Annotated in this window: 24 protein-coding genes; 1 reads left to right on the plus strand and 23 read right to left on the minus strand. The window is 60.8% G+C overall.

The features are described from left to right. Nucleotides 1-8 precede the first annotated feature (8 nt). A complete protein-coding gene (gene flhA, locus K0P33_RS22900; RefSeq protein ID WP_094950758.1) occupies nucleotides 9-2,123 on the minus strand; it encodes a flagellar biosynthesis protein FlhA in 2,115 nt (704 codons plus the stop codon). 560 nt (nucleotides 2,124-2,683) lie between these two features. On the opposite strand from flhA, the gene K0P33_RS22905 reads away from it, so the two are divergent. After that, the gene (locus tag K0P33_RS22905; protein ID WP_242151597.1) at nucleotides 2,684-2,932 is read left to right on the plus strand and encodes a DUF6124 family protein; all 249 of its coding nucleotides are present in this window, start codon (nucleotides 2,684-2,686) and stop codon (nucleotides 2,930-2,932) included. Nucleotides 2,933-2,978: 46 nt separating this feature from the next. On the opposite strand, the gene K0P33_RS22910 is transcribed toward K0P33_RS22905, so the two are convergent. The 22 genes from K0P33_RS22910 to K0P33_RS23015 form a co-directional block, all read right to left on the minus strand. Further along, nucleotides 2,979-3,182, minus strand: coding sequence for a cold-shock protein (locus K0P33_RS22910; protein ID WP_094950756.1), 204 nt, complete (start codon nucleotides 3,180-3,182; stop codon nucleotides 2,979-2,981). Between the two features lie 44 nt (nucleotides 3,183-3,226). Further along, nucleotides 3,227-3,427, minus strand: a complete 201-nt coding sequence (locus K0P33_RS22915) for a cold shock domain-containing protein (protein WP_094950755.1) — start codon at nucleotides 3,425-3,427, stop codon at nucleotides 3,227-3,229. Between the two features lie 315 nt (nucleotides 3,428-3,742). Next, nucleotides 3,743-3,925: a cold-shock protein gene (locus tag K0P33_RS22920; RefSeq protein WP_094950754.1), complete on the minus strand. Its 183-nt coding sequence runs from the start codon at nucleotides 3,923-3,925 to the stop codon at nucleotides 3,743-3,745. Between the two features lie 240 nt (nucleotides 3,926-4,165). Continuing rightward, nucleotides 4,166-5,302 carry a flagellar biosynthesis protein FlhB gene (gene flhB, locus K0P33_RS22925; RefSeq protein WP_242151599.1) on the minus strand — a complete coding sequence of 379 codons (1,137 nt, stop codon included), beginning with the start codon at nucleotides 5,300-5,302 and terminating at the stop codon, nucleotides 4,166-4,168. A 3-nt stretch (nucleotides 5,303-5,305) separates the two neighbouring features. Then, the gene (gene fliR / locus K0P33_RS22930; RefSeq protein ID WP_094950752.1) at nucleotides 5,306-6,091 is read right to left on the minus strand and encodes a flagellar biosynthetic protein FliR; all 786 of its coding nucleotides are present in this window, start codon (nucleotides 6,089-6,091) and stop codon (nucleotides 5,306-5,308) included. A 4-nt stretch (nucleotides 6,092-6,095) separates the two neighbouring features. After that, nucleotides 6,096-6,365, minus strand: coding sequence for a flagellar biosynthesis protein FliQ (gene fliQ, locus K0P33_RS22935; RefSeq protein WP_003214552.1), 270 nt, complete (start codon nucleotides 6,363-6,365; stop codon nucleotides 6,096-6,098). A gap of 4 nt (nucleotides 6,366-6,369) precedes the next feature. Beyond that, nucleotides 6,370-7,113: a flagellar type III secretion system pore protein FliP gene (fliP, locus tag K0P33_RS22940; RefSeq protein ID WP_106576465.1), complete on the minus strand. Its 744-nt coding sequence runs from the start codon at nucleotides 7,111-7,113 to the stop codon at nucleotides 6,370-6,372. After that, nucleotides 7,113-7,553 carry a flagellar biosynthetic protein FliO gene (gene fliO / locus K0P33_RS22945; RefSeq protein WP_094950750.1) on the minus strand — a complete coding sequence of 147 codons (441 nt, stop codon included), beginning with the start codon at nucleotides 7,551-7,553 and terminating at the stop codon, nucleotides 7,113-7,115. The genes fliP and fliO overlap by 1 nt, the downstream gene beginning before the upstream one ends. A gap of 1 nt (nucleotide 7,554) precedes the next feature. Then, nucleotides 7,555-8,022 carry a flagellar motor switch protein FliN gene (fliN, locus tag K0P33_RS22950; protein WP_094950749.1) on the minus strand — a complete coding sequence of 156 codons (468 nt, stop codon included), beginning with the start codon at nucleotides 8,020-8,022 and terminating at the stop codon, nucleotides 7,555-7,557. Between the two features lie 55 nt (nucleotides 8,023-8,077). Continuing rightward, nucleotides 8,078-9,046: a flagellar motor switch protein FliM gene (fliM, locus tag K0P33_RS22955; RefSeq protein ID WP_094950748.1), complete on the minus strand. Its 969-nt coding sequence runs from the start codon at nucleotides 9,044-9,046 to the stop codon at nucleotides 8,078-8,080. Nucleotides 9,047-9,055: 9 nt separating this feature from the next. Then, on the minus strand, nucleotides 9,056-9,556 hold the full coding sequence (fliL, locus tag K0P33_RS22960; protein WP_094950747.1) for a flagellar basal body-associated protein FliL: 501 nt from the start codon (nucleotides 9,554-9,556) through the stop codon (nucleotides 9,056-9,058). A gap of 1,351 nt (nucleotides 9,557-10,907) precedes the next feature. After that, the gene (locus K0P33_RS22965; RefSeq protein ID WP_242151601.1) at nucleotides 10,908-12,230 is read right to left on the minus strand and encodes a flagellar hook-length control protein FliK; all 1,323 of its coding nucleotides are present in this window, start codon (nucleotides 12,228-12,230) and stop codon (nucleotides 10,908-10,910) included. Between the two features lie 224 nt (nucleotides 12,231-12,454). After that, complete coding sequence (locus K0P33_RS22970; RefSeq protein ID WP_094951620.1) at nucleotides 12,455-12,799, minus strand: Hpt domain-containing protein; 345 nt, start codon at nucleotides 12,797-12,799, stop codon at nucleotides 12,455-12,457. A 30-nt stretch (nucleotides 12,800-12,829) separates the two neighbouring features. Further along, a complete protein-coding gene (locus tag K0P33_RS22975) occupies nucleotides 12,830-14,548 on the minus strand; it encodes a fused response regulator/phosphatase (RefSeq protein ID WP_094951619.1) in 1,719 nt (572 codons plus the stop codon). Continuing rightward, a complete protein-coding gene (locus tag K0P33_RS22980) occupies nucleotides 14,545-14,850 on the minus strand; it encodes an STAS domain-containing protein (protein ID WP_094951618.1) in 306 nt (101 codons plus the stop codon). Before K0P33_RS22980 ends, K0P33_RS22975 begins: the two co-directional genes overlap by 4 nt. Nucleotides 14,851-15,034: 184 nt before the next feature. Then, nucleotides 15,035-15,484, minus strand: a complete 450-nt coding sequence (fliJ, locus tag K0P33_RS22985) for a flagellar export protein FliJ (RefSeq protein ID WP_094951617.1) — start codon at nucleotides 15,482-15,484, stop codon at nucleotides 15,035-15,037. 3 nt (nucleotides 15,485-15,487) lie between these two features. Then, the gene (fliI, locus tag K0P33_RS22990; protein ID WP_094951616.1) at nucleotides 15,488-16,846 is read right to left on the minus strand and encodes a flagellar protein export ATPase FliI; all 1,359 of its coding nucleotides are present in this window, start codon (nucleotides 16,844-16,846) and stop codon (nucleotides 15,488-15,490) included. Beyond that, nucleotides 16,836-17,600, minus strand: a complete 765-nt coding sequence (gene fliH, locus K0P33_RS22995; RefSeq protein WP_094951615.1) for a flagellar assembly protein FliH — start codon at nucleotides 17,598-17,600, stop codon at nucleotides 16,836-16,838. The genes fliI and fliH overlap by 11 nt, the downstream gene beginning before the upstream one ends. A 10-nt stretch (nucleotides 17,601-17,610) precedes the next feature. Next, entirely contained in the window at nucleotides 17,611-18,627 is a 1,017-nt protein-coding gene (gene fliG, locus K0P33_RS23000) for a flagellar motor switch protein FliG (RefSeq protein WP_053257308.1), read from the minus strand. Continuing rightward, nucleotides 18,620-20,395: a flagellar basal-body MS-ring/collar protein FliF gene (gene fliF / locus K0P33_RS23005; RefSeq protein ID WP_242151602.1), complete on the minus strand. Its 1,776-nt coding sequence runs from the start codon at nucleotides 20,393-20,395 to the stop codon at nucleotides 18,620-18,622. Before fliF ends, fliG begins: the two co-directional genes overlap by 8 nt. 16 nt (nucleotides 20,396-20,411) lie before the next feature. After that, nucleotides 20,412-20,741: a flagellar hook-basal body complex protein FliE gene (gene fliE, locus K0P33_RS23010; RefSeq protein ID WP_017134937.1), complete on the minus strand. Its 330-nt coding sequence runs from the start codon at nucleotides 20,739-20,741 to the stop codon at nucleotides 20,412-20,414. 130 nt (nucleotides 20,742-20,871) lie between these two features. Continuing rightward, on the minus strand, nucleotides 20,872-22,251 hold the full coding sequence (locus tag K0P33_RS23015; protein WP_242151604.1) for a sigma-54 dependent transcriptional regulator: 1,380 nt from the start codon (nucleotides 22,249-22,251) through the stop codon (nucleotides 20,872-20,874).

Genomic DNA, 22,251 nt, shown 5'->3' on the forward strand with positions numbered 1-22,251 from the left:
CCACTACCTCAGCCGTTGGGCCCTACTGTCGCGACGATAGTCACTTGCTTGTTGTCAGGAATTTCCTGATAAGCCAAAACGTGCAAATTCGGCACTGCCAGGCGTCCAAACCGCGACAACATCGCGCGGACCGGGCCTGCCACCAGCAGAATCACTGGGTGGCCCTGCATTTCCTGGCGCTGAGCGGCTTCGATCAACGAACGCTGCAGCTTTTCAGCCATGCTTGGCTCCAGCAGAACGCCTTCTTCCTGGCCTTGTCCGGCCTTCTGAATACTATTGAGCAATATCTGTTCCAACCTTGGCTCCAAGGTGATCACAGGCAGCTCAGACTCAACCCCTACAATGCTTTGCACGATTGCGCGGGACAACCCGACGCGCACCGCCGCCACCAGCGCGGCAGTATCTTGACTCTTAGCGGCATTGTTAGCGATGGCCTCGGCAATGCTGCGAATGTCGCGTACCGGCACCTGTTCGGCGAGCAACGCCTGCAACACCTTGAGCAATTGCGACAGCGACAACACGCCCGGCACCAGCTCTTCGGCCAATTTTGGCGAGGCTTTGGCCAGCAACCCCATCAATTGCTGGACTTCCTCATGGCCGATCAGCTCGTGGGAGTGCTTGTACAGAATCTGGTTAAGGTGGGTGGCGACCACCGTGCTGGCGTCGACCACGGTGTACCCCAGCGATTGCGCCTGGCTGCGCTGGCTGACTTCGATCCACACCGCTTCCAGGCCAAAAGCCGGATCTTTGGCGGTGATGCCGTTGAGCGTGCCGAAGACTTGACCGGGGTTGATCGCCAGTTCGCGGTCGGGGTAAATCTCGGCTTCGGCGAGGATCACGCCCATCAGGGTCAGGCGGTAGGCGCTGGGTGCCAGGTCGAGGTTGTCGCGGATATGCACGGTGGGCATCAAGAAGCCCAGGTCTTGGGACAGCTTCTTACGCACGCCCTTGATCCGCGCGAGCAATTGCCCACCTTGGTTGCGGTCCACCAGCGGAATCAGGCGGTAGCCGACTTCCAGGCCGATCATGTCGATCGGGGTTACGTCGTCCCAGCCCAGCTCCTTGGTTTCCTGGGTGCGGGCCGGGGATGGCAGCAACTCCTGCTGACGCGCGACCTCCTGCAACGCTTGAACCTTGACGGCGTTTTGCTTTTTCCAGAACAGGTAGGCGCCGCCACCGGCCAGGGCCGCCATGGTCAGGAATGATACGTGGGGCATGCCCGGCACGATGCCCATGATCGCCATGATGCCGGCCGCCACGGCCAGGGCCTTGGGCGATGCGAACATCTGCCGGCTGATCTGCTTGCCCATGTCTTCGGAGCCCGAAGCACGGGTGACCATGATGGCCGCCGCTGTGGATAACAACAGTGATGGCAATTGCGCCACTAAACCGTCACCGATGGTCAGCAAGGCGTACACCCTGCCCGCATCGCCGAAGGTCATGCCGTGTTGGAAGATGCCGACGGCTATCCCGCCGATCAAGTTGATGAACAGAATCAACAGGCCAGCGATGGCATCACCGCGTACGAATTTGCTGGCACCGTCCATGGAGCCGTAGAACTCGGCTTCCTGGGCGACTTCCAGGCGACGGGATTTGGCTTGGTTCTGGTCGATCAGGCCGGCGTTGAGGTCGGCGTCGATCGCCATTTGCTTACCGGGCATGGCGTCGAGGGTAAACCGCGCGCTCACCTCAGAAATCCGCCCGGCGCCCTTGGTCACCACAACGAAGTTGATGATCATCAGGATCGCAAACACCACGATACCGACCACGTAGTTACCGCCGATCACCACCTCACCGAAGGCCTGGATCACCTTACCGGCGGCGGCGTGGCCGTCCTGGCCGTGGAGCATGACCACCCGCGTGGACGCCACGTTCAGCGCCAGGCGCAGCAGGGTTGCGATCAACAGAATGGTGGGGAACACCGCGAAATCCAACGGCCGCAGGGCGTAGACGCAGACCAGCAGCACGACGACAGACAGGGCGATGTTGAAGGTGAAAAACACGTCGAGCAGGAACGGCGGCATCGGCAACATCATCATTGCCAGCATCACCAGCAACAACAACGGCACACCCAGGTTGCCCCGCGACAAGTCAGTCAGGGTGCCACGGGCCGTGTTGAGCATTTGAGAGCGATCTACCACCGGTATTCCTCGTGTTCCTTGAAGCAAAGTTTTGACGCTGTGAGGCGTCCTGGAAGCGGTATTGCAAGAAGCCTTCCAACTTTGGATTCAGGCCGACGATCGTCGCGTGGGAACCGATTCAAGGGTGGGAGCTGGCTTGCCTGCGATTGCGGTGTGCCAGTCACCTCAAGGGCCAGCCATGAGTCAGTCATCGCAGGCAAGCCAGCTCCCACATTTGGATCTGTGTACATCTGCTGCCATTGAGGAAATTTCCGACAGGGTTTTAAGGTTGCCCCTAGGAAACTCGCTCTCTAGTCTCCGTACACCGCTGCAACCGCAGCGGCCGGGCGTCGCGGCCCGGTTTACTACGGAGCAAAAGCACCATCTCCCTTTCAGTAAGCGGTTTTTTATCGTCTACTGTGCGGCGCTATGGCGGCTGTGCGCGGGATACCTTCGGGTATGCCGGGTTGCTCCTTGACCGGTCCGCGAACCTGCGTACAGCTGCCACCCTCCATCGCGTCGCGGCGATCAGTGGCGGCTCCACTTTCGTAAGGAGCCTCACAATGATCAAACCCACCCCAAACCCCCCGCCCACCGTACTCTTCACCCTCATCGACAACATCAGCACCGAAGACCTGCTGGTCAACCTCACCGAAACCCTGGCTTCCGCCCACGCCCTGACCTGCGACTTCGCCTTTGACCTGGAAGGCACACAGCGAGAAGGCGCGCTGGGCATTGCGCAGTTGATTGAAGTGGGGCGATTGCTGGATGACAGGGAGCCGTCACGCGAGGCCCAACCGGGCAAACTCTAGGTAGGATCAACAGACTGATCGTTCCCACGCGGGAGCGTGGAAATGATCATAGAGCCTTCACATTCTCGGCCTGCAGCCCTTTTGGCCCCTGGGCAGTGTCGAACTCTACCTCTTGTTGCTCTTCCAACGTTTTGAACCCAGCCGCTGTGATTGCCGAATAATGGACGAAAACATCCGGGCTCCCATCGTTAGGCGTAATAAAACCAAAGCCCTTTTCCGCGTTAAACCACTTCACTTTGCCTTTTGCCATTGCCGTTCTCCTGACTTCGCGTTCGAGACCCCGTACGCACGTCGCTAAATAATCTTGATATGGAACGCGAAGATGCCCGTGGGCCGATGAATCCTCGCGAATTGCACGCGCTGGCCATTTTTCAGCCAACGCTCACCCGAACTCCTCAGATCCACACGCACGGGCTCTTCGCCGCTATCTAGTGCAATCCAACCTTCCCCGGTTTTTTGGCTATACGACTTGATCGTGCCCGTCACCGCTTCCATCACCGCTCCCTCTGCATCTCATAACGACTTGTGCGCAGTGTGTGCTGTCATGGAACCGCAGGAAGGCGTCGCTGGCTACTGTCAAAGTTGACAGGTAGACGAGTGTTAGCGGCGGGTGGTAAAGGCTTCCTGTGGCGAGCGGGCTTGCCCCGCGCTGGGCTGCGAAGCGGCCCTAAAACCTGAAGGTGTGGTTTGCCTGAAGGAATGTGGTGGTCCTATTGGGGCTGCTTCGCAGCCCAACGCGGGGCAAGCCCGCGCGCCACAACAGGCCCGCTCGCCACAGGAACTGCGCTCGCGGTTTTGAGCGTCGCCGGATCAGACCTCGGATGATTTTTTTCGCTGACGAGATTTTCGCGCCTTGGGCGGCGCCAGCAACTCATCGACTGCGCTGCATTTATTGCCCGCCGACTCAACGGGCACCGCATTGCCATCGCGGTCCTGGGCGATAAAACCAATGCCCTTGACTGCGTCAAACCACCTGACCGTACCCCTGTCCATGACCGCTCTCCCGAGCCGCGCATAAAGGCGCGCCTCGCCGCTCTATCAAACAGTGAAGGCCGTGCAATGGGTACTGTCAAAGTTACCAGGTAAGGCCAGACTTTAGACAAATGGTAGGGGCAAACCCTGGGTATCCCGCTGGCTGTTATGCCGCCATCGCGGGCAAGCCCTGTGCCCACAGGGGAATGCGCTCAAGGGGGGGAGCCGGGCGTGCCCGCGATAGCGTCGGCGCAGGATGGCTCAGGAATCGCGACGTAAATCCGGCGGAATCGGCAGGTCTTTCAGGGGGTCAGGCCGCTTGCCCTTGCCCGCGCGGTATTGGCGGATCTGATAGACGTACGCCAACACCTGCGCCACCGCCAAGTACAACCCGGCAGGAATTTCCTGGTCCAGGTCAGTGGAATAGAAGATCGACCGCGCCAGTTCCGGAGACTCCAGCAACAGAATGTTGTTTGCCACGGCAATTTCGCGGATTTTCAGCGCGGTAAAGTCGCTGCCCTTAGCCAGCAACATCGGCGCGCCGCCCTTCTCCGGGTCGTACTTGAGCGCCACGGCGTAGTGGGTCGGGTTGGTGATGACCACGTCGGCGTCCGGCACCGCCGCCATCATCTTGCGCTGGGACATTTCCCGCTGCAGTTGGCGAATGCGTTGCTTGACCTCCGGGCGACCCTCTTGGTCCTTGTGCTCATCGCGCACTTCCTGCTTGGTCATCAGCAGCTTCTTGTGGCTCTCCCACAACTGGATCGGCGCATCCACGGCGGCAATCAGGATCAGCCCGAGGGCCATCCACAGCGCACTCCAGCCCACCACTTGCACGCTATGAATGATTGCTGACTCCAGCGGCTCATGAGCGATGCGCAGCAGGTCGTCGATGTCGGAGGTCAGCACCACCATGGCCACAAACAGAATCAGGATGAATTTGGCCAGCGCCTTGAGCAATTCCATCAGGGCCTTGGCCGAAAACATGCGCTTGAGGCCGGCGCCCGGGTTCATACGGCTGAATTTGGGCGCCATGCTACCCGCAGCAAACAGCCAGCCGCCAAGGGCGACCGGGCCGATCAGCGCCGCCAGCAGTAAGGTGATCAGGATCGGCTGTACCGCCAGGAGCGCTATTTTCCCCGAATGCAGCAGGTATTGACCCATGGCGTCGGGGTTGAGCAACACCTCACGCGGCAAGGCGAAGTTGTGTTTCATCAACTCCATCAGGTCCAGCGCCAGACCACCGCCATAAATCAGCAAGGCACCGGCACCGGCCATCATGGTCGCGAAGGTATTGAGTTCTTTAGAGCGCGCAATCTCGCCCTTTTCCCTGGAGTCCTTTTTACGTTTCTCCGTGGGGTCTTCTGTTTTGTCCTGACCACTCTCGCTCTCGGCCATGGCTTAGCGCGCCCGTGCCAGATCACGTAAGAACTGCAAGGCGTCGGTCGCCAGCGGTTGATACTGATTGAGAATGTCAGCCAAGCCGACCCAGAAAATCCCCATGCCCAACACCAGGGTCAACGGGAAACCAATCGAAAAAATGTTCAGCTGCGGCGCCGCACGGGTCATCACCCCGAACGCGATATTGACCACCAGCAGCGCGGTGATCGCCGGCAGCACCAGCAACAATGAGGCGCCCATGACCCAACTGAGACGCCCTACCAGTTCCCAGAAATGACTGACCACCAACCCTGAGCCGACCGGCAAGGTGGTGAAGCTTTCGGTCATCACCTCGAACGCCACCAAGTGGCCGTTCATGGCCAGGAACAGCAGGGTCACCAGCATGGTCAGGAATTGCCCGATCACCGCCGCCGACACGCCGTTGGTGGGGTCGACCATAGAGGCGAAGCCCATGCCCATCTGCACCGAGATGATTTGCCCGGCAATCACAAACGCCTGGAAGAACAACGTCAGCGAGAAGCCCAACAGCGCGCCGATCAGGATCTGCTCGGCAATCAGCAGCAATGCACTCAAGTCCAGGGCGTTCACCGGCGGCATCGGCGGCAGCCCGGGCACGATCACCACGGTAATCGCGAAGGCGAAATACAAGCGAATGCGCCGTGGCACCAAGGTTGTACCGAACACCGGCATGGTCATCAGCACCGCCGTGACGCGGAACATCGGCAGGATGAAAGACGCCACCCAGGTACTGATCTGGGTGTCGGTCAACGCCAACAAAGACTGCATCGGCTCAGCCGATCAACTGCGGAATACTGCCGTACAGCTGCAGGATGTATTCCATAAAGGTTTGCACCAGCCACGGGCCAGCGACGATAAGAGTGATCAGCATCACCAGCAAACGCGGAAGGAAGCTCAAGGTCTGTTCGTTGATCTGGGTGGCGGCCTGGAACATCGCCACCAGCAGGCCGACCAACAGGCTCGGCACCACCAGCACGGCGACCATCATGGTGGTCAGCCACAGCGCTTCACGGAACAGGTCGACGGCTACTTCGGGAGTCATGGCGCTACACTCCGCCGAAACTGCTGGCCAGCGTGCCGATAATCAGCGCCCAGCCGTCCACCAGCACAAACAGCATGATCTTGAACGGCAGCGAAATAATCAGCGGCGACAGCATCATCATACCCATGGCCATCAGCACGCTCGCCACCACCAAGTCGATGATCAGGAACGGGATGAAGATCATGAAGCCGATCTGGAACGCGGTCTTCAATTCGGAGGTGACAAACGCCGGCACCAGGATGGTCAGCGGTGCCTGATCCGGGGTGGCGATGTCGGTGCGCTTGGACAGGCGCATAAACAGCTCAAGGTCGCTGGAACGGGTCTGCGACAGCATGAAGTCCTTGATCGGGCCTTGGGCCTTGTCGATCGCGTCCTGGGCGCTGAGTTTCTCGGCCAGGTACGGTTGCAGGGCTTGCTGGTTCACCTTATCGAACACCGGCGCCATGATGAACAGCGTCAAAAACAAGGCCATGCCAGTCAGGATCTGGTTCGACGGCGTCTGCTGCAGGCCCAAAGCCTGACGCAGAATCGAGAACACGATGATGATCCGCGTAAAGCTGGTCATCAGCATGACAAACGCCGGGATAAAACTCAGCGCGGTCATGATCAGCAGGATCTGCAGACTGACCGAGTATTCCTGAGCGCCGGCAGCGTTGGTACCCAGCGTGATCGCCGGGATCGACAACGGGTCGGCCGCAAACGCCAACGGCGCGGCCAGCAACAGCATGAGCGTCAATAAAACGCGCATTACTTCTTATCCTTCTGATCCTTGCCCAGCAATTCCATCAGGCGCTGAGCGAATTCTGGCGTGGCACCCTCGGTCTTGGCCACCTCCACCGGCGACTTGAGCACGTGCAGCGGGGTGATGCGGCCGGGCGTGATACCCAGCAGAATCTGTTCCTCACCGACTTGCACCAGCACCAGCCGATCACGCGGGCCAAGGGCACGCGAACCGATCATCTCGATGACCTGGCCATCGCCCGGGCCGATGCGCTGCACGCGGCGCATCAACCAGGCCAGCACGAAAATCAACCCGACCACCAGCAACAGCCCCAGCACCAGCTGGGTCAGTTGCCCGCCGATGCCACTGCTGACGACAGGCGCCGCAGCCGTCGCTTGCGCAATCGGCTCAGCCGCCAGGGCGCTCAATGGCAGCGCCAGAAAAAGTCCCGCCATCGAATACTTCATATCAGCGCAGCTTCTTGATGCGTTCGCTCGGGCTGATCACGTCCGTCAGGCGGATGCCGAACTTCTCGTTGACCACCACCACCTCGCCATGGGCGATCAGCGTGCCGTTGACCAGCACGTCCAACGGCTCACCCGCCAGGCGATCCAGCTCGATCACCGAGCCTTGGTTGAGCTGCAACAGGTTGCGGATGTTGATGTCGGTGCTGCCCACTTCCATGGAAATCGACACCGGAATGTCGAGGATCACATCCAGGTTCGGGCCGTCGAGGGACACCGGGTCGTTGTTCTTCGGCACGCTGCCGAATTCTTCCATCGGCATGCGGTTACCGGCCGGCGCGGTGGCGGCATCGGCGGCCAACAGCGCGTCAATATCGTCTTGGCCGACATCGCCGGTTTCTTCCAGGGCCGCAGCCCATTCGTCAGCCAGGGCCTGGTCTTCGGCGGAAGTGTTTTCGTGTTCGGTAGCCATTACATGTCCTCGGCGAAGCAGCTTTCATAAATAGGGGTGCAACAGTAGCGGCGTTTCAGCGACGGTTAATCGGTTCGATCACTTGCAACGCCAGGTTGCCTTTGTGCGAACCCAGCTTGACCTTGAACGACGGCACGCCGCTGGCACGCATGATCAGTTCTTCCGGCAACTCGACGGGAATGATGTCCCCCGGCTGCATATGCAAAATATCGCGCAAACGCAGCTGGCGACGGGCCACGGTGGCGCTCAGGGGTACGTCGACGTCGAGCAGGTCTTCGCGCAAGGCCTTGACCCAGCGTTCGTCCTGGTCGTCCAGGTCGGACTGGAAACCGGCGTCGAGCATCTCGCGCACCGGCTCGATCATCGAGTACGGCATGGTCACGTGCAGGTCGCCACCACCGCCATCGAGTTCGATGTGGAAGGTGGACACCACAATGGCTTCGCTGGGGCCAACGATGTTGGCCATGGCCGGGTTCACTTCCGAGTTGATGTACTCGAAATTGACTTCCATGATCGCCTGCCAGGCTTCCTTCAAGTCGATGAAGGCCTGCTCCAGCACCATGCGCACCACCCGCAACTCGGTGGGGGTGAACTCACGGCCTTCGATCTTGGCGTGACGGCCGTCGCCGCCGAAGAAGTTGTCCACCAGCTTGAACACCAGCTTGGCGTCGAGGATGAACAGCGCGGTGCCGCGCAACGGCTTGATCTTGACCAGGTTGAGGCTGGTGGGCACGTACAGCGAGTGCACGTACTCGCCGAACTTCATCACCTGCACACCGCCCACCGCCACGTCCGCCGAGCGGCGCAGCATGTTGAACATGCTGATACGGGTGTAGCGGGCGAAACGTTCGTTGATCATCTCCAGCGTCGGCATGCGTCCACGGACGATGCGATCCTGGCTGGTCAGGTCATAACTTTTGACGCTGCCGGGCTCGGCAGCCATTTCGGTCTGTACCAGACCATCGTCGACACCATGCAACAGCGCGTCGATTTCATCCTGGGACAGCAGGTCTTGCACGGCCATGTCGTGATCCTACTGCAATACGAAGTTAGTGAAGAGCGCCTGCTCGACCACGACTTTGCCGAGCTCTTTCTGGGACACTTCCTGCACGCTGGCAGTGACCTTCTGGCGCAGCATTTCCTGGCCGACCGGGGTGGCCAGGCTGTCGAAGCTCTGCCCGGAGAACAGCATCACCAGGTTGTTGCGAATCACCGGCATGTGCACTTTGAGCGCATCCAGGTCCGCCTGGTTACGCGCCAGCAAGGTGATGCTCACCTGCAGGTAGCGTTGACGCCCATTTTGGTTGAAGTTGGCCACAAAGGCCGGAAGCATCGGCTCGAAGATTGCCGGTTGCTTGACGTTACTGGCGGTTTCGGCGGCGGGTGCCGGTTTGCTCGCGCTGCTGTGCATGATGTACCAGGTGCCGCCAACCGAGGCGCCGATGGCCAGGAGCAGGCCCAGCACAATCAACAGGATAAGCTTGAGCTTGCCCTTGCTTGCGGGTGGTGTTGCTGCGTCGTCGCTCTTCGCCATGCCAATAATCCGTCACTATTCGGGGATTCATAGATCTACGGAAAGGCAAGAGCAAGTGTTATGCCAGAGTTGTCTGGTAATTCGGGAAGAGCGAACACTACAAAACAAATGTGGGAGCTGGCTTGCCTGCGATAGCGGTGGGTCAGTTGGAATTTCTGTGACTGATACACCGGTATCGCAGCATAGGTATCTACGCAACTTTTTGTGTTGCGCTAAGCTTTTGGCGGGGTTTTTAGGTAGATATGAGTACATATCCGTTGCTGCGGTAACGGCGGCTATTGGTTCCGCCCTTACGGCGGGTCACTTTTGGAAAAGAGCCCCAAAAGTAACCAAAAGGGCTCTTGCCCCACCACTCGGCACCTCGCCTAGGCTCGGTGTGCCCTCACTCCGGCTTGAATCCGTGGGCCGCCGCCATGGGCCATCCTTGGCCCATCGCGGCTAACCCGGCGTCCTGCCGGGTTACCCACGGATTCAAGCCTGCGTTCGGCCATCGTGGTTAACGGGGCGCCTCAGATCAAGATCAAGATCAAGATCAAAAGCAAGAGCACGGCGGCCTAGTAGCCGACCTGAGTGGTAGAAGCAAAAGCAGGGCAAAAGCACAGCAGCACACTCTCTGTCTGATGTACCGAGATCCAACTGTCGGAGCGGGCTTGCTCGCGAAGGCGGTGGGTCAGTTACACATGAGCTGGCTGACCCACCGCCTTCGCGAGCAAGCCCGCTCCCACAATTTTGACCGAGTTTAGCTGCCAGCACTGCAATGCTCTGCTTTTCTGTGGGAGCTGGCTTGCCTGCGATGGCATCAACTCGGTGTACTTGATAGACCGAGGTGTCTGCATCGCAGGCAAGCCAGCTCCCACATTAGATTGAGTTCAGCCACCAAGATCAGGTCGGCTAGCAGGCCGCCTCGATTTTGCTTTTGATTTAACCACTCAGGTCGGCTACTAGGCCGCCGTGCTCTTGCTTTTGATCTTGATCTTAGGCGCCCCGTTAAACCACGCTGGCCGAACGCAGGCTTTGGAGCGGGGGTAAACCGGCAGGACGCCGGTTTAGCCGCGATGGGCCAAGGATGGCCCATGGCGGCGGCCCCCGCTCCAAAGCCGGAGTGAGGGCACACCGAGCCTAAGCGAGGTGCCGAGTGGTGGGGCAAGAGCCCTTTTGGTTACTTTTGGGGCTCTTTTCCAAAAGTGACCCGCTGTAAGAGCGGAACCCATAGCCGCCGTTACCCAAATAACGGATATGCACCCAGCGCCCCCGCGACAACCAAAGAACTCAACCCATAAAAAGATGTGTAGATACCTAAGGCCATCGCAGACAAACCAGCTCCCACATTTTGATCTTCATAAGGCTGAAATCAGGCGTAGTAATCAACCGCGCTGGAGCCCACGACGGTCTGGGTCACCGGCGCGACGGCCGCCGCCACTTCAGCATGATCACCGCCATCACCCCGCCCACCGCCACCACTCACACCGCGCGCCTGGTTCTGCTGTTGTTGCTCCTGACCTTGCCCCTGCCAGCCACGGGACTGGTCGGACACATTCACGTCAACCTGCCCCATGCCTTGCTGGGCAAACATCTCGCGCAGGCGGCCGGACTGGCTTTCCAGCGCTTCACGCACCACGGCGTGGCCACTCATGAAGGTGACCTGGGCCTGTTGGTCCGCCGCCATGTTGACCTTGATATCCAGGCGCCCCAGCTCAGCCGGCTGCAACTGGATCTCTGCCGACTTGAGGTTGGCGCTGGACAGGTACATCACGCGGTTGACCACTTCTTCGGTCCAGCCGCTCTGGTGCATGGCCAACGGCGCATTCGCCACCGGCGGCAAGGCATTCGCGGTTTTCGGCGTGGCGGCCTGTGTCAGCGCAGCCAGGCGGTTGGCGAAATCATCGACGCGGGTGTCACTCCTGGCGTCTTTCAGATCCTTGAGGCCGCCTTCGATCAGCCCGCTGAAGGCCTTGTCGCCGCCCTGGTCAGTACTGTCTTTGGTGGCTTGCTGGTCGACCATATTGGCAAGGCCGGCAGCGAAGCTCTGTGCAGCGGTCGGCTGGTCCTGAGACGTCGGGGCGGCCTTCTGCGGCGTCTGGCTGCTGGCCGAGACGTGACCGCCCTGCTCCATCGCCAGGCGCACGGCCGGCATCGAGTCCAGCGGGTCGGCGTCAGGGTCGAAGGCAGGCTGCTTGACCTCATCCGTCGCCACAACAACCGGCAACGCCTTGTCGTCCTTGGCGGCTACAGGCGCCGGCGTTTCCACGGGGACAGGCACGGCAACCGGGGTGACGGTGGCAATCACTGCCGGGTCGACGACGGGGTCAACCGGGGGTTGTTGCGCCAGGGATGGGTCGGTGGGCTTGTTGTCGTCACTGCTGGCGTCGTCGGATTTAGTCGGCGGTTTGGCAGGCAAGGGATTGCCGCTATCGGCAACGGCTGGCTTACTGGCGGCAGGCTTGTCGTTGCTGGAAACGGGCTTGGAGTTGGTGTCCGGCGACTTGTCACGCGTGACTTTGGCCGGGGCGTCGTCGATCTTCAGCGTCGGTTTCGGGCTTTGATTTGCAAACACTTGAGCGAAGCCAGGCCCCTTGTCTCGCGGGCTCGCAGCCGCTACTGGGGGCGTAGAGACAGACGCTTGAGGCTTGGCCGCAGGGGCAGCCTGAAGGAGCGAATTCGGGGCGACTGGCATAGGTAAAGGTCTCCACTGCATTGGGGGTCGGGGATGCAGTATTGGGAGATAGAGCAAGAGTCGGGCCAGATTACACTTCGCAGGCAAATGACTCGCTTAATGTGGGAGCTGGCTTGCCTGCGATTGCGGTGTAACAGTGCCAGATGGGCTGACTGACTCACCGCTATCGCAGGCAAGCCAGCTCCCACAGTTGGGTCGCCATTAATAGCTGTTACGAAGGTGACTCAGAGACTGAACCGCTGCCGTTCCGACTCATACAACGGCCGCACCAAAGCAAACTCATGATCAATCTGATCAACCAACGCCCCAAGGTCCGCCGTCGACTGGCCCGATTCAGCTTCCAAGCGCTGACACAATTGTGCCAACCGTACCGCCCCAAGGTTGCCGCTGCTGCCTTTGAAGCTGTGCGCAATCTGCCCCAACGCCTTGGCATCATCGCGCGCTTTGCGCAACGCCTCGACACGCTTCTGCGAATCGTCCAGAAAGGTATCGAGCAGCTTGGGATACTCGCTCTCCATAACCTCCTGCAAACCCGACAACACATCAGGGTCCAAATGAATCTCTGCCACTTGTTCGCTCCTTGATCAAGAATCGGCGGATTATGCCAGAGCCCCCCAGCAAAACTCCACGCATACGCTACGCCCGCCATCCGACCAGCGTACATTGCTGCTCAACTGCCGCACCAGGCTCAAGCCCCGGCCAGACAGACGGTCGATATCCAGCGGCCGCGCCAACACCTGTTCCACGTCAAACCCAAGACCACTGTCCTCGATACGCAGCGTCATTGTGCCGCCAGTGCCCGTCGGCACGACCTGCACATGCACACGCACATAACCGCTGCTCAATTGCCCCAGCCGCTCATTGCGCTGGCGGTAATAGTCGGCGAACCCCTGTGCATCGCGCTTGAGCCGCGAATCCAACCCCAGTACCCCATGCTCCAGTGCATTGGAATACAACTCGGCCATCACACTGTAAAGCGCCCCGCTCTGCTCACGCATGCCATGAATTTCCAGCAACAATTGCAGCAGATACGGCAACGGGTTGTAGCTTTTGAGGGTCTGCGCGCGGAACTCGAAACTCACCGACCAGTCCAGCGGGCACGACTGCCCGCTGTCGGCATATATCGGCTCGGCCGCCCGCAACGGCTGGCCGGCCTGCAAGGTGATCTCGACCATGCTGACGTCATCCCGCGCCTGGCCACGAAACGCCGCCAGTGCCAGTTCGATATCTTCGAACAAGCGATCAGGCTCACGGTTGGCCGCGAACACCTGCTGCAAGCGCTCGGCGCCGAACAGCTGGTCATTGGCATTAGCGGTGTCCAGCACGCCATCGGAGAGCAAAAACACACGGTCGCCCAAGGCCATGGGCCAGACTTCGGTGCTGTCATCAAACCTCTCGGCCGAGAGCACACCTAACGGCAAGTGCCGCGACACCAACGGCGTACGCTTGCCCGTGGCGACTTCATGCACATAACCTTCGGGCATGCCGCCGTTCCACACCTCCACCACACGCCGCTGGGCACTCAGGCCTATCAGGGTGGCGCAGCAGAACATGTCCACCGGCAGGATGCGCTTGAGCTTGGCGTTCATCTCGCGCAGGGTCTGCGCCAGGCCGTAGCCCTTGGCGGTCATGCCGTAGAACACTTCCGCCAGGGGCATGGCACCGACGGCGGCAGGCAGGCCGTGCCCAGTAAAGTCACCAAGCAGCACGTGCATGTCACCGGAGGGCGTGTATGCCGCCAGCAGCAGGTCGCCGTTAAACAGCGCATAGGGCGATTGCAGGTAGCGAATGTTCGGCGCCGCGTTGATACAGCCCGAATGCGCCACCTTGTCGAACACCGCCTTAGCCGCGCGCTGCTCATGCAGCAGGTAATCGTGGTGCTTGGCGATCAGGTCACGCTGCTGCAACACCGTGGCTTGCAGGCGGCGCAGGCGGTCCATGGCGTTGATCTTCGCCGCCAGGATCACTTGGTTGTAGGGCTTGGGCAGGAAGTCATCGCCGCCGGCATCCAGGCATTGGGCCAGGGCTTCGCTCTCGCGCAGCGAGGTGAGGAAGATGATCGGCACCAGTGCTTCCCCGGCAAGCTGCTTGATGCGCCGCGCGGCTTCAAAGCCGTCCATCACCGGCATCAGCGCGTCCATCAACACCAGTTGCGGGCGCTCGCGGGTAAACACCTCGACGGCCTGCGCGCCGTCGGCGGCGGTGAGCACCTGATGACCCTGGCGCCGAATGATGGTCGACAGCAACAGCAAATCGGCAGCGCTGTCTTCGGCGATCAGGATCGTCAGCGGTTCGAGAACCGGGGCCAGGGTGCTCAACTGATGTCGAACAGTTTGTCGAAGTTAGAGATGGCGAGAATCTTACGCACATCGGAGTTGCTGTTGATCACCTGCACTTCGGCATTATCGCCACCGGCATGGTCACGCAACAGCAGGAGCATGCCTAAGGCGGAGCTGTCCATGTAGGTGGTGTCTTTCAAGTCCACCACGTAGACCTCGGGCACCTTGTAGAACCGCTCGTAGGCATCACGAAAGGCTTGGTGGCTACCGAAATCGAACCGCCCCGTGACGGTGATCATCAACTTCGTCCCATCCAGGGATACTTCTGATTCGACTGACATACGACTGCTTCCTTGTCATTGGCAATATGCAACAAGGTTTAGCAGGTGAACCGGGTATGGGCAACACAGACGACCAAATGTAGGAGCTGGCTTGCCTGCGATAGCATCACTGCGGTGTGCCTGATCCACCTCGGTGCCTGTATCGCGGGCAAGCCCGACGCCCACAGTGGGCCGGTGGTGGCCGTTAGTACGGTGATTGGCGTGGAAGCCGCTGTGAGAGCTCGTCGAGCAGCTTTTGCTCGCGTTTATCTTCAATCGCCCGCGCTTCGTCGATATAGCGCTGCACCAGCTTGCGCAAGCCTTCGACTCGAGCAAACGCCGCTTGCCAGCTTTCACGGGCTTTATCGAGGTTGTTCTGGTGCCAGGCCAGGCTCTGGCGCTGTTGGCCGACAGCGGTTTCCAGCTGGTTGAGGAAGCCTTGGTAGCCCATCAGCCATTGGCCGGACACACCTTTGCTGCCGCGTTCGATCCACTGCTGCTGGTATTCACCACGAAAGCGCTCCAAGTCGCCGAGCTTGCTTTGCGCCAGGCGCACCTGGCCTTGGAAATAACCCAGGCGCTGGACCGCAGTTTTCTCGGCCTTTTCGGCCATGTCCACCACCGGTGCCAAGCGTGAAGAACGCGTACTGGCCATGGCTTAACCGCCTGGCGCCGGGGCGAAAATCGAACCCAGGTGCGCTTCGCTTTCGCCCATGCTGATCTTGTCGTTGAGGCCCTGGCGCAGGTAGGTCACCAACTGCGGTTGCAGGGCAATCGCCAGGTCGGTCTCGCGATCACCACCGGCCACATAGGCGCCGACGCTGATCAGGTCACGGCTCTGCTGATAACGCGACCACAGTTGCTTGAAATGCTGCGCGCGAGCCATGTGTTCCGGCGTGACCACCGCCGGCATTACCCGGCTGATCGACGCTTCGATGTCGATGGCCGGGTAGTGCCCTTCTTCGGCCAAGCGTCGCGACAGCACGATGTGGCCGTCGAGCACGCCCCGCGCCGAGTCGGCAATTGGGTCTTGCTGGTCATCGCCTTCGGACAACACGGTATAGAACGCGGTGATCGAACCGCCGCCGGCCTCGGCATTACCGGCGCGCTCCACCAGCTTGGGCAGCTTGGCGAACACTGACGGAGGGTAGCCTTTGGTGGCGGGCGGCTCGCCGATGGCCAGGGCGATTTCCCGCTGGGCCTGGGCGAAACGTGTGAGCGAGTCCATCAGCAACAGGACGTTCTTGCCCTTGTCGCGAAAATATTCGGCGATGCGCGTGCAATACATGGCGGCGCGTAAGCGCATCAGCGGCGCGTCATCGGCCGGGGACGCGACGACCACCGAGCGCTTGAGGCCTTCTTCACCGAGGCTGTGCTCGATGAACTCCTTAACCTCACGGCCCCGCTCACCGATCAGCCCGACCACGATGATGTCGGCTTCGGTGAAGCGCGTCATCATGCCCAGCAGCACGGATTTACCCACGCCGGTACCGGCAAACAGGCCCAGACGCTGGCCGCGACCGACCGTCAATAAACCGTTGATGCTGCGAATGCCCACGTCCAGCGGCACGCTGATGGGGTTGCGATTAAGCGGGTTGATGGTCGGGCCGTCCATCGGCACCCAGTCTTCAGCCTTCATGCCGCCTTTGCCGTCCAACGCACGACCGGCGCCATCCAGCACGCGGCCGAGCATGCTCATGCCCATCGGCAGGCGGCCAGTATCGGCCAGCGGCACCACCCGGGCACCGGGCGCGATACCCGCCAGGCTGCCCACCGGCATCAGGAAAATCTTGCTGCCGGAGAAGCCCATCACTTCAGCTTCGACCTGCACCGGATGGTAGCTGTCGTCGTTGATCACCAAGCAACGGCTGCCCATGGCGGCGCGCAGGCCTTCGGCTTCGAGGGTCAGGCCGACCATACGCAACAGGCGCCCTTCGAGGATGGGCTGGCCGGGCAGCTCAGTGGCCTCGGCGTAGCCGCTCAGGCGCTTGGCGAAGCTGGTGCGATCAAGGCGCATCAGGGGCGTCCAGGTCCACGCTCAGGTCGGGCTCGGCCGGGTGCAGGACTTGTTCGTGGAGCTGGTCAAACAGTTTGGCCATGATCTGGCTGATGCGGGTTTCGACGGTGGCATCGATACGGCTGTGTTCGGTTTCGACGCGGCAACCACCGGGCTGCAGCGCCGCGTCCTCGACGATGCGCCAGGTTTCTTCATGGCGCTCGCGCAGGGCTTTGACCTGTTCGAAATCCTGCGGGTTGATGTACAGCCGCACATTGCCAACGCCCAAAGGCAGCAGCTTGAGGGCTTCGCGCATCACGCTTTCGATATGGCTGGAATCGAGCGCCAGTTCGCGCTGGATCACCTGGCGGGCGATGTGCTCGACCAGGCCGACCATGGATTTTTCCAGTTGCGAATCTTGTTCGGCAATAGGGTCGAACAGGCTGCGCATCAAGCGTTCCAGGCTGCCCAGCTTGAGGCCCAGCGCCGCCTCGGATTCCTGGCGGACCTTGAGGGTGGTGCTGCGAAAACCGTCTTTTTCGCCCGCTGCGAAGCCTTCGTTGTAGGCCTCCTGGCGGATAGCTTCCAATTCTTCGAGGGTCAGTGGCTGGACTTCATCCAGCGGCACTTCTTCCATCTCAGCAGGCGTTTCAACCACCGGCTCAGGCTCAGGCTCCGGCACGTGCGGGTCGAAGCTGGGCAACGACCAGATGTCGAACCCGCCGACATCCCGTGCGCGAATCAGATCGCTGGGCGTCTCATCTTTGTTCGACATGGGCAGCGCCTTAGATCATTTCTTCGCCGCCCTTCCCGCCGAGAACGATTTCTCCGGCTTCGGCCATACGGCGGGCAATGGTGAGGATTTCCTTCTGGGCGGTTTCCACGTCGCTGACGCGCACTGGGCCTTTGGCTTCCAGGTCGTCGCGCAACAGTTCGGAAGCACGCTTGGACATGTTCTTGAAGATCTTTTCCTTGACGCCTTCGTCGGAGCCCTTGAGTGCCAGTACCAGCACATCGGAGGAGACTTCGCGCAACAACGCCTGGATGCCACGGTCGTCGACATCGGAGAGGTTGTTGAACACAAACATGAGGTCTTCGATCTGGCCGGACAGGGTGTCGTCGATCTCGCGGATCGAGTCCATCAACTGGCCTTCGACCGAGCTGTCGAGGAAGTTCATGATGTCGGCCGCGCGCTTGATGCCACCCAAGGTGGTGCGCGAGGCGTTGGAATTACCCGAGAACTGCTTCTCGAGAATCGTGTTGAGTTCTTTCAGCGCCGCCGGCTGCACGGTGTTCAGCGACGACACGCGCAGGATGATGTCCAGGCGCACTTTATGGTCAAAGTGGCCGAGCACTTCACCGGCCTGGTCCGGGTCCAGATAAGCGACGACGATGGCCTGGATCTGCGGGTGCTCGTAGCGGATCACGTCGGCGACGGCGCGCGGCTCCATCCATTTCAGGCTGTCGAGGCCGCTGGTGTTGCCGCCCAACAGGATGCGGTCGATCAGGCCGTTGGCTTTGTCTTCGCCCAGGGCCGAGGTGAGCATCTTGCGGATATAGCTGTCGGAGCCGACGCCCAGGCTGGTCTGGTCGCCGACAATCTCGACGAACTCGCTCATCACCTGCTCGACTTGCTCACGGTGCACATTGCGCATTTGCGCCATGGCCACGCCTACGCGTTGAACCTCTTTGGGGCCCATGTGGCGCAGCACTTGTGCGGCGTCGGTCTCACCCAAAGACAGCAGCAACACTGCGGCTTTGTCGACTTTGGTGAGCTTGGCAACAGCGGCTCGATCATTCATCTGCGTTAATCCACTCTTTCACGACCTGGGCCACACGGCCCGGGTCTTCTGCCACCAGACTCTTGATTGCGTTCAACTGAGCGTCATAGCCTTCGCTCGGGCTTGGCAACAGAATGCTTTGCGGGCCACCGAGGCTGACGCGGTCGTTGGCCAGTTCGCCGTCCAGGCCGCCCATGCCACCCAACTCGACGTCGCTGCCGGCCAGGGCCAGCTGTTTCTTGCCATGCCCGGTGATGTTGTTGAGCACCGGGCGCAGCACGCCAAACACCAGCACCAGGATGAACAACACACCCAGCACTTGCTTGACGATGTCCCAGAACCACGGCTGGGTGTAGAACGCCGGGTCGGTGATGACTTCACCACGCTCGACGGAGAACGGCATGTTGATCACGCTGACGCTGTCACCGCGGCTGGCGTCAAAACCGACGGCGTCCTGCACCAGGCGCGTGAAGCGCGCCAATTCGTCGGCGCTCCATGGCGCACGGGTCACTGCACCGTCAGCGGCATTGACCTTGACTTGGTCATCGACCACCACCGACACCGACAGGCGATTGATTTTGCCCTGTTGCTGCTTGGTGTGGCTGATGGAGCGATCGAGCTCGAAGTTCTTGGTCGACTGGTTACGCTTGTCGGCTGGGTACGGCGCGAGCATCGGCTGGCCGGTGGCCGGGTCCATGATCTGCTGACCGTTGGCGTCCAACAGTGGCTGGCCAGGCTGAATCGCGCCTGCGGCCGCGGCGGCGCCACCGGTGGTTTGCGGCGCCGAGGCCGGGGCTGGTGGCTGGTTGCTCAGGGCACCCGGCACACCTTGCGGGCCATTGCTGGCGGTACGTTGTTCGCTGGTCGACTGCTCGCTGCGCAGGGCCGGCTGGTCCGGGTTGAACTGCTCGGACGTCGACTCGACGGCGCTGAAGTCGACGTCGGCGGACACTTCAGCTTTGTAGCGGTCATTGCCCAATACCGGTTGCAGGATGTTGTGCACGCGCTGGGTGAGCATGCTTTCCATACGGCGGCTGTAGTCGAACTGCTTGCCGGCCTGGGTCAGCGCGGAGTTTTCCGCCATGTCGGACAGCAGGTTGCCCTTCTGGTCGACCACGGTGATTTGCGACTTGCTCAATTCGGGAACGCTGGTGGCCACCAGGTTGATGATCGCCAGGACCTGGCCAGGCTCCAGGGAGCGGCCGGAAAACAGCTCGACCAATACCGAGGCGCTTGGCTTGCGTTCGTCACGCACGAACACCGAGCTTTTCGGAATCGCCAGGTGCACGCGGGCGCCTTTGACGTTATTCAAACTGGAGATGGTGCGCGCCAGTTCGCCTTCCAGGCCACGACGGTAGCGGGTGGCTTCCATGAACTGGCTAGTGCCCAGGCCTTGGTCCTTGTCGAGGATTTCAAAACCGATATTGCTGTCGGACGGCGTTACGCCGGCGGCGGCCAGTTTCATCCGTGCACGGGCCACATCATCGGCCTTGACCAGCAAGGCACCGGAGTTGGGTTCCACGGTGTAGGCGATGTCGGCGGCGGCCAGGGTTTCCATGATCTGCTTGGAATCCATGCCGGCCAGGCTGCCGTACAGCGGGCGGTAATCAGGTTGCTGCGACCACAGCACCACGGCAAAACCAATCGCCACGCTGGCAGCCAGGCCGACCATCAGGCCCACCTGACGCAACATGGTCATTTCGGAAAGGTTTTCCAGGAACGACAGGCCAAACAGCGGCGGCTTGCCGTCTGCCTTGGCGGGTACGTTGTCCACGACTGCTTCTGCCATGACTTAAATCTCGTCCTTAAACCGGCATCTGCATGATGTCTTGATAAGCCTGAACCAGCTTGTTACGCACTTGGGTCAAGGCCTGAAAGGAAACACTGGCCTTTTGCGAGGCCACCATCACATCGGTGAGGTCCACGCCGCTTTTGCCGATCTCGAAGGCGGTGGCCAACTGACTCGAGGCTTGCTGGGTATCACTGACTTTGTTGATTGCCTGACCGAGCATGTCGGCAAAACTGCTTTGGCCCAATTCCGGCGCTGGCGCGACGGATTTCGGTTGAGCCATGGCATCCATTTGCATGGAGCGCATATCCAACATCAACCGATTGAACTCAATACCCTGGCTCATGACCTTCTCTCTCCGACGACCCGCAATTTTTTGACACTACGCAGCGGTTACTGGGGGTAGTGCAACAAGGGTGCCAGCTCCAGGGCAGCTTGTAAGAAAAGGCGACAAACCCTGTCGGCCTACACATTTTTTAGGTGGCGAAAAGGTAGGCTTCCACATCCATTCCCGCGTCGCGCATCTGCGCCAGCTTGTAGCGCAAGGTGCGCGGACTGATGCCTAAGCGTTCGGCGGCCTCTTTGCGGCGGCCGCGCTCGGCGCGCAGGGTGTCGATGATCATCTGGAATTCGCGGCGGCGCAGGTCGTCGCCCAAGGCGCCAGCGGACTCGGCTTCGGCGACCACCACAGGCGCCGGCGCCAGGCTCGGCAACGGTGCTGCGCCACTGCCAACGGCCAGGCAGAAGTCTTGCGGCTGGATCAGCCCGCCTTGCTGCAAAATCAGCGCGCGCTGGATGGCGTTATCCAATTCACGCACGTTGCCGGGCCATGGGTAGCTGATCAGGCAGGCCTGAGCCTCAGCCGACAGCAGCGCCTGGGCATGCTTCATTTTCTTGACGTGGTTGTTCAACAGGCGCTCGGCCAGCGGGATGATGTCCGCCGGGCGCTCGCGCAAAGGGCGCCAGGCCAACGGGAACACCGAGAGTCGGTAGAACAAGTCTTCACGGAAGCGCCCCGCCGCCACTTCGCCCGCCAAATCACGATTGGTGGTGGCGACCACGCGAATGTCCAACTGGATCGGCTTGCGCGCCCCCACGCGCTCGACTTCGCGCTCCTGCAATACCCGCAGCAGCTTGGCTTGCAGGCCCAAGGGCATTTCCGAGATTTCGTCGAGCAGGATGGTGCCGCCGTCGGCCTGTTCGAACTTGCCGGCCTGGGCGGCGATGGCGCCAGTGAACGAGCCTTTTTCATGGCCGAACAGCGTGGCTTCGAGCATGTTGTCGGGAATCGCCGCGCAGTTGATCGCGATAAACGGTTGTTTGGCACGGCCGGATTGCTGGTGGATATACCGCGCCAGCACTTCTTTACCGGTGCCGGACTCGCCGGAAATCAACACAGTGGAATCACTGCGCGCCACACGGGCCGCTAGGTCCAGCAGTTGCGCGCTGGCCGGCTCGAAGGCAATCGGACCCTCGCCTTCGACGCTCGAAATCACGCCGAGTGCGTGACGGGCGACCAGCTCGATCAAGGCTTTGGGCTCGAACGGTTTGACCAGGTAATCCGCCGCCCCTTGGCGCATGGCGTCCACCGCACGCTCCACGGCGCCATGGGCGGTCATCAGCAGCACCGGCAGTTGCGGCTGGCGCGCACGCAGCAGGCTGAGCAACTGATGGCCGTCCATGCCGGGCATGTTCACGTCGCTGACCACCAGGCTGAAGGGCTCCTGCTCCACGGCCTCCAAGGCGTCCTCGGCAGAACCGACCGCCCGGTAGTCATGGCCCGCCAACAGCAGCGTGTCAGCCAATGCTTCACGCAGGGCGCGATCGTCTTCCACCAATAAAACCTTGATAGCCAT

It is taken from the genome of Pseudomonas sp. ArH3a (assembly GCF_022648765.1).
Lineage (GTDB): Bacteria > Pseudomonadota > Gammaproteobacteria > Pseudomonadales > Pseudomonadaceae > Aquipseudomonas.